The sequence below is a fragment of the Pseudomonas cremoris genome, from assembly GCF_014230465.1.
The window spans coordinates 241,201-251,514 of the sequence record NZ_JAAXCY010000012.1; the positions used below are offsets into that span (position 1 = coordinate 241,201).

Here is a 10,314-nt window from a genome sequence, read left to right on the forward strand (position 1 = left end):
AAGTCATAGGAAAACGTCGCCCAGCCTGCCACGCCCAGCGCCTCAATGCATCAACTCCCGCACCCGATACCACAACATCCCCAACGCCAGCAGCGGTGAACGCAAGGCCTTGCCGCCAGGAAACGTCATGTGCGGCACCTGGCTGAAAATATCCAAGCCCTGGCTGTGCCCGGCATATATCGCCTCAGCCAGCAGGCGTGCACACCAGTGGGTCACGTTCAAGCCGTGACCCGAGTAACCCTGGGCGTAGAACACGTTGGGGTACTGCTGCAAGCGCCCCACCTGGGGGAAACGGTTGGCGGTGATGCCGATCTTGCCGCCCCACTGGAACGCGATTTCGGTACCTGCCAACTGCGGGAATACTTTGAGCATTTTCGGCTGCATATACGCGGCGATATCGGCCGGATCACGCCCTGAATAATGACAGGCGCCGCCAAACAACAGGCGGCGGTCGGCGGACAGGCGGTAGTAATCCAGGCCGACTTTCTGGTCGCACAGCGCCAGGTTTTGCGGGATCAGTTCATTCGCCAATGCCTGCGGCAACGGCTCGGTGGCGATGATGTAGCTGCCCGCTGGCAGCACCTTGCCGCTCAGGCGTGGTTCCAGTTCTTCAAGGTGCGCATTGCACGCCAGCACCAGACTAGTGGCGCGTACTGTGCCGCTGGCGCAACGCACTTGCACGGTTTCGCCATGGATCAGTTCCAGCACTTCGGTCTGCTCGAAAATCCGCACGCCAAGGGACTCGGCCACCTGCGCCTCGCCCAGCACCAGGTTCAACGGGTGCAAATGCCCGGACCCCATGTCCACCAGCCCTCCGGCGTACATCGTCGAGCCCACGACCTGTTGCATATCCTGCGGACCCACCAGGCGGGTGTCATGGGCATACCCCATGGCCGCCAGGTGTTCCTGTTCGCCCTGGAACGCCGCAAACTGCGCCGGGGTATTGGCCAGTTCGCAAAAGCCCCAGCGCAGGTCGCAGTCGATAGCGTGTTCGCGAATACGCTCACCCACCACCGCCACCGACTCGATCCCAGCCCGCGCCAGATAACGCACGCCCTCCTCGCCGACGTATTTGGCGAACCCCGACACATCGTGGCCGATGCCGCGGATCAACTGCCCGCCGTTACGCCCGCTGGCGCCCCAACCGATGCGCCGGGCCTCCAGCAGGATCACCGACAGCCCGCGCTGGGCCAGTTCAATGGCAGTATTGACCCCGGTGAACCCACCGCCGATCACACACACATCGGCGTTCAGATCAGCGCCCAGTGACGGGCGCTCCGGCATGGCGTTGACGCTCGCCCGGTAATAGGACCGGGCGTGGTCGCTGGACGGGTTCATTTGTTGGTCTTCACTTTGCTCCAGGCGCGGGTCATCAGGCGCATGGTCGCCGGTGTGGGCGTGGTGGAAATGTAAAGTTTGTCGAGCACTTCCTGGGACGGGTACACCTCAGGGTTGTTCACCAGTTCCGGGTCCATGAAGGCCTTGGCTGCCGGGTTGGCGTTGGCGTAACCCACCGAGGCGCTGACCTTGGCGATCACCTCAGGGTCCAGCAAGTAGTTGATGAATGCGTGGGCTTCTTTCGGGTTGCTCGCGTCAGCCGGGATGGCCAGCAGGTCGAACCACAGGTTGGAGCCTTCCTTGGGAATCGAGTAGGCGATATTCACGCCGTTCTTGGCTTCCTTGGCGCGGTTGGCCGCCTGGAACACGTCGCCGGAATAACCGAAGGCCACGCAGATATCACCGTTGGCCAAGTCCGAAATGTACTTGGACGAGTGGAAGTAGGTGATGTAAGGCCGCAGTGTCAGCAGCTTGGCCTCGGCCTGTTTGTAGTCCTCGGGGTTCTCGCTGCGCGGGTCTTTGCCCATGTAGTTGAGGATCGCCGGGAACAGCTCATCGGCTGAGTCGAGGAAGGCTACGCCGCACTCGTGAAGCTTCTTGATGTTCTGCGGTTCAAACAGCACTGCCCACGAGTCGATATGGTCGATGCCCAGCACTTGCTTGACCTTGTCGACGTTGTAACCAATGCCGTTGGTGCCCCACAGGTAAGGCACCGAGTGCGCGTTGCCCGGGTCGTTTTTCTCCAGCAGCTTGAGCAGCTTGGGGTCGAGGTTCTTGAAGTTGGGCAATTGCGAGCGGTCGAGCTTGAGGAACGCACCGGCCTTCACCTGGCGCGCCAGGAAGTGGTTGGACGGCACCACCACGTCATAGCCGGTGCGCCCGGCGAGCAACTTGCCCTCCAGGGTTTCGTTGGAGTCGAACACGTCATAGATCGGCTTGATCCCGGTCTTGGCCTGGAAGTCGGCCAAGGTGGTTTCGCCGATGTAATCGGTCCAGTTGTACACACTGACCGTCGGCGCCGCCTGGCTAGTACTGCTGAATGCGGCCACCAGGGCCAGCGGGAGAAGCTTGTTCACGAGACGCATATCAACACCCCTTTATGATTTTTTTAGACGCTCAACAGCAGGAACTCACGCTCCCAGGAACTGATTACCCGCTTGAAATTCTCATGCTCGGCGCGTTTGACCGCGACGTAGCCACGCACAAACTTGTCGCCCAGGTACTGCTTAACCGTGTCGCACTCCTCCATCCGTGCCAAGGCGTCCTCGATGGTGATCGGCAGGCGCAGGTTACGGCGTTCGTAGGCACGGCCTTCAACCGGTGCGCTCGGCTCGATCTGCTCGATCATTCCCAGGTAGCCACACAGGAGACTAGCGGCAATCGCCAAGTACGGATTGGCATCGGCGCCCGGCAGGCGGTTTTCCACGCGCATCGCATCGGGGCTGGAGGTGGGCACGCGCAGGCCGACAGTGCGGTTTTCTTCGCCCCACTCCACGTTGACCGGTGCCGAGGTGTCCGGCAGAAATCGGCGGAACGAGTTCACATTGGGCGCAAACATCGGCAGCAACTTGGGAATGTACTTCTGCAAGCCGCCGATATGGTTAAGGAACAGTGGGCTCATCTTGCCGTCGGCATCGACGAACACCGGCTTGCCGGTGGCAATGTCCACCACACTCTGGTGCAGGTGCATGGCGCTGCCGGGCTCATCGGCCACCGGTTTGGCCATGAAGGTAGCTGCCACGTTGTGCTTGAGCGCGGCCTCACGCAGGGTGCGCTTGAACACGGTGATCTGGTCGGCCAGGTCGAGGGCGTCGCCGTGGCGGAAGTTGATCTCCATCTGTGCCGGTCCGTCTTCGTGGATCAGCGTATCGAGGTCCAGGCCCTGGGCTTCGCACCAGTCGTAGACGTCTTCGAACAGTGGGTCGAACTCGTTGGCGGCGTCGATGGAGAACGACTGCCGACCGGTTTCAGCGCGGCCCGAACGGCCTACCGGGGTTTTCAGCGGCAGGTCCGGGTCTTCGCAGCGTTGGGTCAGGTAGAACTCCATTTCCGGCGCGACAATCGGCTGCCAGCCTTTGTCGGTGTACAGCTGCAGGACTTTTTTCAGCACGTTGCGCGGCGACAACTCAATGGGGTTGCCCTGCTTGTCGAAGGTGTCGTGGATCACAATCGCAGTCGGCTCGATGGCCCAAGGCACCACATACGTGGCGTTGGACACCGGGCGGCAGATCATGTCGATGTCGGCCGGGTCCAGCAGGTCGTAGTAGATATCGTCGTCGACAAAGTCCCCGGTCACCGTTTGCAGCAGCACACTTTCCGGCAGGCGCATGCCTCGCTCATGCAGGAACTTGTTGGTGGGCGCAATCTTGCCGCGTGCGATGCCAGTCAAATCACTGATCACGCATTCGACTTCGGTAATCTTGTGTTCTTTCAGCCAGGCGGACAGCTGATCGAAGGGGGCGTTCATAAGGACCTCGTCATGGGTGGGATACGTGCGCCGGCTTGTGCTCCCGGCGCATTGAGGTCTATCTTGGGCCGGCCTTCGAACGGCATCTATCCACTTTGCACGAACCACAACGCACCAATAGAGTGCGCACGGATCACCCATGACACAGGCAACCGCTTTGCGCGTACAGGCCTTCACCACCGGTGATGTGGCCGCCCAATGCAGTGCGACACCCGGTTGGGTGCAGCAATACCAGCAGATGTCCCCGGGGCATTTTGCCGGGCAGATCCGCTACCTCGACCTGCAAGGCGTGCACGTGTACGAAGAGTGCATGAACACCCGCGTGGAGCAGCACTTCAACGCGCCGCCAGGCTCGCTGGCGTTCTGCTTCGATGGCAGCGACAACGCGCTGTACATGCTCAATGGCGAAAGCCGCAACACCTGGATTACCCCGGAAAACTACCGCGAAGTGGCGGTGGTGTTCGGCCCACAGTTCGTGCAACGCCAGGGGCTGGATGTGGCGAAACTCGAAGGCCTGTTCATGGCGCCGCTGAGCTGCCAGCAGAACTCGCTGTTTACCCGTTGGCTCAGTGGCACGCTGACGCGCCTGCCTAGCGTGATCGACCCCACCAGCCTGACCCAGCAACTGCTCGACGACTGCCTGTTTATCCTCGACAACGCCTGCGTGTGCCTGGACCGCAGCTCATTGCAAAAGCGCAGTGAAGAACGCCGTTTGATGGCGCGCATTGGCGAATGGGCAGCGGATGCGCCAGACGAGACCGTCAACCTGCTGGAGCTGGCACAGATTGCCGGTGTGCCGTTGCGTCAATTGCAGCAGGGGTTCAAGACCTACACCGGGATGAGCCCGGCGCAGTGGTTGCGGTTACGCCGGCTGAATGGGGCGCGGCGGGAGTTATTGGGGGCCAGCGATACCACGGTGGCTGAGGTGGCGATGAATTGGTCGTTCTGGCATTTGGGGCGGTTTTCGAACAGTTACCGGGCACTGTTCCAGGAACTGCCCAGCGAAACCCTGAAACGTCACTGTTAGAACGCGGTTAAAAATGTGGGAGCGGGCTTGCTCGCGAATGCGGTGGGCCAGATACACATTCAGCGACTGACACATCGCTTTCGCGAGCAAGCCCGCTCCCACATTTGGATCTCCATCAGGCCTGGGATTTGAGGAAAGTCGCCATGAGTTGGTTGACCTGCTCCGCCGCTTCCAACTGCACCATGTGCCCCTGCCCCGGCAGCACCTCCACCTGCGCCTCCAACCCCTGCACATGCCGCACCGGGATGATTGCATCGTCACTGCCCCAGATCACCAGGCTCGGCTGGCGCCCCACCACGTGGCGCACATCCACCTTCTGCTGCCCACCGTCAAACAACGCGATATTGAGCTGGCGCAGCGCCTGATCCACGCCTTCCAAGCGCTTGAACTTGAGCATGTCCTCCAGCATCTGCCGCGTCACCAGCGCGGGGTCGCTGAACAGTTGGGTCAACTGCGGCTTGAGGGCGTTGCGGTTATTGGCCTCGGCAAACCCTTGCAGATAATCACCATTGATATCCGCCCCCAGGCCAGCGCTAGCGATCAGGGTCAGTGAGGCCACACGTGCGGGGGCCTGGTCGGCTACTGTCAGCGACACCAGCCCGCCCATGGAATGCCCGGCCAAGTGCACGCGCTCCAGTTTCAGGTGGTCGAGCAGGTCCAATACCGCCTGGCTCAGTTCCTTGGCATCGCCGCTGTGCAGGTGCTTGCCCGACTCGCCATGCCCCGGTAAATCCAGGGCGATCACCCGGCGTTCGGCGGCCAGCGCCGGTTGGTTGAACAGCCAGTTGTTCAAATCACCACCGAAGCCATGCACCAGTACCAGCGGTGTACCGCCTTCGCCCAAGTCGAGATAGCGCAGCAGGCGCCCGCCAATCTCGACTTTTTGCGCACTCGGGCCGCTGGCTTCAGCCTCGGCCGTATTGGCGACAAAACCGGCGTTGAAACTGTCGATCACTGCATCGATTTCCGCTTCGCTGGCGTCACCTTCTACGACGATGCCCAGCAACGCTCCCACCGGCAACGTTTCATCACTCAGCGCCAACACCCGGCGCAGCACCCCATTGAACGGCGCCTCCACACTGCTGGAGATCTTGTCGGTCTCCACATCCACGATTTCCTCGCCCTTCTCCACCCGGTCGCCGGGTTGCTTGAGCCAGACATCGATGCGGCCCTCGGTCATCGACAGCCCCCACTTGGGCATGGTCAGGGTATGGATCATGCGGCATTCCTCTTGTCGGCGATCTTCAGCACGGCGGCCTCGATCTTCGCGGCGTTGGGGATGTACAGGTCTTCCAATGCATCCGAAAACGGCACTGGTGTGTGCGGCGCGGTGACCATTTCAATCGGCGCGCGCAGCGAAGAAAACGCCTGCTGCGCCACCAATGCGCTGATATCGGTGGCAATGGAACAGCGTGGGTTGGACTCGTCGATCACCACCAGGCGCCCGGTTTTCTCCACGCTTTCGAGGATGCTGTCCTCGTCTAGAGGGCTGGTGGTGCTCAGGTCCAGCACCTCGCAGTCGATGCCCTGGCGTGCCAGGTTGGCGGCGGCTTCCAGGGCGATATGCACCATGCGGCCGTAGGTCACCAGGGTCACGTCCTTGCCTTCGCGCACGAAGTTGGCTTCGCCAAAAGGGACGGTGTAGAGCTCTTCCGGCACCTCGCCTTGCAGGCTGTAGAGCATCTTGTGTTCGAGGAAAATCACCGGGTCGTTGTCGCGAATCGCCTGGATCAGCATGCCCTTGGCGTCATACGGCGTGGCCGGGCATACGACCTTGAGGCCCGGGATATGTGTCCACATCGAGGTGAGCATCTGCGAGTGCTGGGCCGCCGCGCGCAGGCCGGCGCCGTACATGGCGCGGATCACCAGCGGTGTGGTGGTCTTGCCGCCGAACATGTAGCGGAACTTGGCCGCCTGGTTGAGCAGTTGGTCGAGGCAGCAGCCGATAAAGTCGACGAACATCAATTCGCACACGGGGCGCATGCCACGGGTAGCAGCGCCAACGGCCATGCCCACGTAGCCAACTTCGGACAACGGGGCGTCCAGCACGCGGTCGGGAAATTGCGGGTAAAGGCCCTTGGTAACGCCAAGCACGCCGCCCCAGGCGTCCTGTTCGCCGGGGGAACCGGTGCCGCCGGAAACGTCCTGGCCGATGATGAACACGCTCTGGTCACGGCGCATTTCCTGGGCCAGCGCTTCGTTGATTGCCTGCTGGTAGCTGATTTTGCGAGCCATGGGATTCTCTCCGGATATTGTTGTTCTTAGTGGTAGGCGACGTAAACGTCACTGAGCAGGTCAGCGGCCTGGGGCTTGGGATCGGACTTGGCGCGGCGCACCGCGTCTTCGATCAACTGCGCGACTTCGCTGTCGATGCGTTCGAACTGCGCCGCCTCCAGCCAACCTTCGGCGTTGCAGCGTTGGCGGAACAGCGCCAGACAGTCGGCGCTTTCGCGCAGGTTTTTCACTTCATCGGGGCCGCGATAGGTTTGTGCGTCGCCTTCAAAGTGGCCGTAGAAGCGGCTCAACTTCACTTCAACCAGAGTCGGCCCCTCACCCTTGCGCGCCCTCGAAACGGCAACCCCAAGCGCCTCGTGCACGGCAAAGAAATCATTGCCATCGACAATCACCCCCGGCATGCCAAAGCCCACCGCGCGCTCGGCGATGTCCTTGCACGCCACGGACCAACCGGAGCCGGTAGCCTCGGCATAGCCGTTGTTTTCGGCGACGAACAGGCACGGCAGTTTCATGATCGAGGCCAGGTTCATGGCTTCGAATACCGCGCCCTCGTTGGAGCCGCCGTCGCCAAAAAACGCCACGGCCACGCCCTGGCTGCCCTTGAGCTTGGCCGCCAGTGCCGCGCCTGCGGCCAGCGGCGCGCCAGCACCGACGATGCCGTTGGCACCGAGCATGCCCTTCTCCTGGTCGGCGATGTGCATGGAGCCGCCCTTGCCGCCGCACACGCCGGTTTTCTTGCCGTAGATCTCGGCCATCATGCCGAACACATCCACGCCCTTGGCGATGCAATGGCCGTGGCCACGGTGGTTGGAGGCGATGCAATCTTCATCGTTGAGGTGGGCCATGACCCCAGCGGCGCTCGCCTCCTGACCCGCGTAGAGGTGCACGAAACCGGGGATCTCACCGGTGGCAAATTCCACATGCAGGCGTTCTTCGAAATCACGGATGGTGCGCATCACGGTGTAGGCATGGAGCAATTGATCGGTGGACAGGTGAGTGGACATCTTGTTGTTCTCCAGGTTGTCTCGACACACAAAAGGCTGAGGGTGTTCAGCTAAAACCCCTTCAGCACAGCCTGTGCCAAGGTGTTTAAAAACCTGGAAAAACCTTGATCCAGAGCGGTTGCCGCACCAGAGCGGCCATCGCAGAATGAGACCGGGCATTGCAACGCGCAGGCCGCGTCTCAAGCCAAATGAGACGCTGCGTCTCAGGCTGGCAGTTGGTCAGGCTGCACTTGTCCCTCCCGACGCATGCGCGCTTAATGGCGGGCATAACAACAAAGATCGAGAACCGGAGGCCTTATGCTCGCCGCGAACTCCAGAGAGCACGTCGACTGCGTCAGTCGCGTGGTCCGCAACGCCGATCGCCTGCCGCAGGCGCCGGTGCCGTCGCTGATTTTCGATTCCTGGCGGCGCTCCATGGAGCAACACCACCTGGACCCCGGCTCCCTGCAGGGACCGCGCATCCTCAGCGAACCCTTGCTCAAGGAATGCCGCGAGCGCGCCGAGCTGTTCATGCGCATCGCCGGTGAAGCGGTCGGGCAACTGCACCACCGCGTGCGCCAGGCCGACTACTGCGTGATGCTCACCGACGCCCAAGGCCAGACCATCGACCACCGCGTGGACACCGCCATTCGCAACGACTGCCGCAAAGCCGGCCTGTACCTCGGCACCTGCTGGTCGGAAGCCGAAGAAGGCACCTGCGGCGTGGCCACCGTACTCACCAGCAAGGCAGCCGTGACCGTGCACAAGCGCGATCACTTTCGTGCCGCGTTCATTGGCCTGACCTGCTCCGCCGCACCAATATTCGACCCACAGGGCAACTTGCTGGGGGTGATGGACGCTTCGGCGCTCAAGTCCCCGGATGACCGGCGCAGCCAACACCTGGTGCGCCAGATGGTGGCGCAGAGTGCCGAGGCCATCGAAAACGCCTTCTTCATGCACAGCGCCCGTCAGCATTGGGTACTGCAAGCCCACAGCACCCCAGGCTTTGTCGACAGCCAACCGGACCTACTGCTGGCCTGGGACCAGGACGGTCGCTTGCAGGCCTTGAACAGCAAGGCGCGCCAGGCGTTGCGTCTGCGTTTTGGCCAAGTGCCGGAGCACATCGGCGAGGTATTCGACCTGGATGCCTTGCGCGCCGTCACCGATCAATCCGCCCAGCACCTGCATTGGCTGGGGGAACCGGGGGCCTTGCACGTGCGGGTCAACGCGCCACGTCGCAAACCGGCGCGGGCAGCGGTAATGCCTTTGGTGGATGCGCGCGTGGAAGAACACCTGCGCCTGGCCGTGCGGGTCAAGGACCGTAACCTGCCGGTGTTGGTCCAAGGCGAAACCGGCGCCGGCAAGGAAGTCTTCGCCCGCCAGTTGCATGAACGCAGCGCCCGCCGTGCGGGGCCGTTTGTGGCGGTGAATTGCGCGGCCATCCCCGAGAACCTTATCGAAAGCGAGCTGTTCGGCTACGTGGCCGGGGCCTTTACCGGTGCGTCCAGCAAAGGCATGCCGGGGCTGTTGCTGCAAGCGGATGGCGGCACCCTGTTCCTCGATGAAATCGGCGACATGCCGTTGGCCTTGCAGACCCGCCTGCTGCGGGTGATGGCCGAAGGTGAGGTCGCACCACTGGGTTCAGCGAAAACCCGCACGGTGGATATCCAGGTGATCAGCGCCAGCCATCGGGATTTGGCGGTATTAGTGAACGAAGGCCGCTTTCGTGAAGACCTTTACTTTCGCCTCGGTTGCGCACGCTTCTGTCTGCCGCCGTTGCGCGAGCGTACCGACAAGCTGGCGTTGATCAACCTTTTGCTGGAGCAGGAGGCGCGCAATAGCGGGGTGTCGGTGGGTGTCGGCCAGGCGGCGCTGGCGTTGCTGTTGGGCTACGCCTGGCCGGGGAATGTGCGGCAACTGCGGCATGTGCTGGCGTATGCCTGCGCGGTGTGCGAAGGCGACACGCTACAGGTGGCGGATTTGCCGGTGGAGGTGCGCGGGAATCAGATGGAAGCTTTGGTTGAACAGAGCGTGAGCCCGGAGCGCCAGGTCGTTCTCGACGCACTGATTCGCCATCGCTGGAAGCCGTTGCCGACGGCGCAGGCGTTGGGTATTTCCAGGGCAACCCTGTATCGCCGGGTCAACCAACTGGGTATCGACATGCCCAACAAGCACTGACACAACGCGGTTAAAAACTGTGGGAGCGGGCTTGCTCGCGAATGCGGTGGATCAGTTAGAACATCTTTGACTGACCCACCGCATTC

General features: G+C 62.1%; 8 protein-coding genes. 2 read left to right on the forward strand and 6 right to left on the reverse strand.

The annotated features are described in order from the left end of the window. Positions 1-42 precede the first annotated feature (42 nt). Genes HF257_RS27230 through HF257_RS27240 form a run of 3 tightly spaced genes read right to left on the reverse strand, consistent with a single transcriptional unit; the run spans position 43 to position 3,805 of the window. The gene (locus tag HF257_RS27230) at positions 43-1,338 is read right to left on the reverse strand and encodes an NAD(P)/FAD-dependent oxidoreductase (RefSeq protein WP_185708926.1); all 1,296 of its coding nucleotides are present in this window, start codon (positions 1,336-1,338) and stop codon (positions 43-45) included. Beyond that, on the reverse strand, positions 1,335-2,423 hold the full coding sequence (locus HF257_RS27235) for a polyamine ABC transporter substrate-binding protein (RefSeq protein WP_185708925.1): 1,089 nt from the start codon (positions 2,421-2,423) through the stop codon (positions 1,335-1,337). The genes HF257_RS27230 and HF257_RS27235 overlap by 4 nt, the downstream gene beginning before the upstream one ends. 23 nt (positions 2,424-2,446) lie before the next feature. Further along, positions 2,447-3,805 carry a glutamine synthetase family protein gene (locus HF257_RS27240; protein ID WP_185708924.1) on the reverse strand — a complete coding sequence of 453 codons (1,359 nt, stop codon included), beginning with the start codon at positions 3,803-3,805 and terminating at the stop codon, positions 2,447-2,449. Between the two features lie 139 nt (positions 3,806-3,944). Between HF257_RS27240 and HF257_RS27245 the strand changes: the two genes are divergently transcribed. Next, positions 3,945-4,832 carry a helix-turn-helix domain-containing protein gene (locus HF257_RS27245; protein WP_185708923.1) on the forward strand — a complete coding sequence of 296 codons (888 nt, stop codon included), beginning with the start codon at positions 3,945-3,947 and terminating at the stop codon, positions 4,830-4,832. A 115-nt stretch (positions 4,833-4,947) separates the two neighbouring features. On the opposite strand, the gene HF257_RS27250 is transcribed toward HF257_RS27245, so the two are convergent. Genes HF257_RS27250 through HF257_RS27260 form a run of 3 tightly spaced genes read right to left on the reverse strand, consistent with a single transcriptional unit; the run spans position 4,948 to position 8,071 of the window. Further along, positions 4,948-6,051, reverse strand: a complete 1,104-nt coding sequence (locus HF257_RS27250; protein ID WP_185708922.1) for an acetoin dehydrogenase dihydrolipoyllysine-residue acetyltransferase subunit — start codon at positions 6,049-6,051, stop codon at positions 4,948-4,950. Next, positions 6,048-7,067 (reverse strand): alpha-ketoacid dehydrogenase subunit beta, encoded by a 1,020-nt coding sequence (locus HF257_RS27255; RefSeq protein WP_185708921.1) that lies wholly within the window; start codon positions 7,065-7,067, stop codon positions 6,048-6,050. Before HF257_RS27255 ends, HF257_RS27250 begins: the two co-directional genes overlap by 4 nt. A 26-nt stretch (positions 7,068-7,093) precedes the next feature. Then, positions 7,094-8,071, reverse strand: coding sequence for a thiamine pyrophosphate-dependent dehydrogenase E1 component subunit alpha (locus tag HF257_RS27260; protein ID WP_185708920.1), 978 nt, complete (start codon positions 8,069-8,071; stop codon positions 7,094-7,096). A gap of 297 nt (positions 8,072-8,368) precedes the next feature. Between HF257_RS27260 and HF257_RS27265 the strand changes: the two genes are divergently transcribed. Further along, complete coding sequence (locus HF257_RS27265; RefSeq protein ID WP_185708919.1) at positions 8,369-10,228, forward strand: sigma-54-dependent Fis family transcriptional regulator; 1,860 nt, start codon at positions 8,369-8,371, stop codon at positions 10,226-10,228. Positions 10,229-10,314 lie beyond the last annotated feature (86 nt).

Coding starts and splice junctions, on each gene's coding strand:
- HF257_RS27235 (WP_185708925.1), bottom strand. CDS start 2,423: ATGCGTCTCGTGAACAAGCTTCTCCCGCTGGCCCTGGTGGCCGCATTC.
- HF257_RS27255 (WP_185708921.1), bottom strand. CDS start 7,067: ATGGCTCGCAAAATCAGCTACCAGCAGGCAATCAACGAAGCGCTGGCC.
- HF257_RS27260 (WP_185708920.1), bottom strand. CDS start 8,071: ATGTCCACTCACCTGTCCACCGATCAATTGCTCCATGCCTACACCGTG.
- HF257_RS27250 (WP_185708922.1), bottom strand. CDS start 6,051: ATGATCCATACCCTGACCATGCCCAAGTGGGGGCTGTCGATGACCGAG.
- HF257_RS27245 (WP_185708923.1), top strand. CDS start 3,945: ATGACACAGGCAACCGCTTTGCGCGTACAGGCCTTCACCACCGGTGAT.
- HF257_RS27230 (WP_185708926.1), bottom strand. CDS start 1,338: ATGAACCCGTCCAGCGACCACGCCCGGTCCTATTACCGGGCGAGCGTC.
- HF257_RS27265 (WP_185708919.1), top strand. CDS start 8,369: ATGCTCGCCGCGAACTCCAGAGAGCACGTCGACTGCGTCAGTCGCGTG.
- HF257_RS27240 (WP_185708924.1), bottom strand. CDS start 3,805: ATGAACGCCCCCTTCGATCAGCTGTCCGCCTGGCTGAAAGAACACAAG.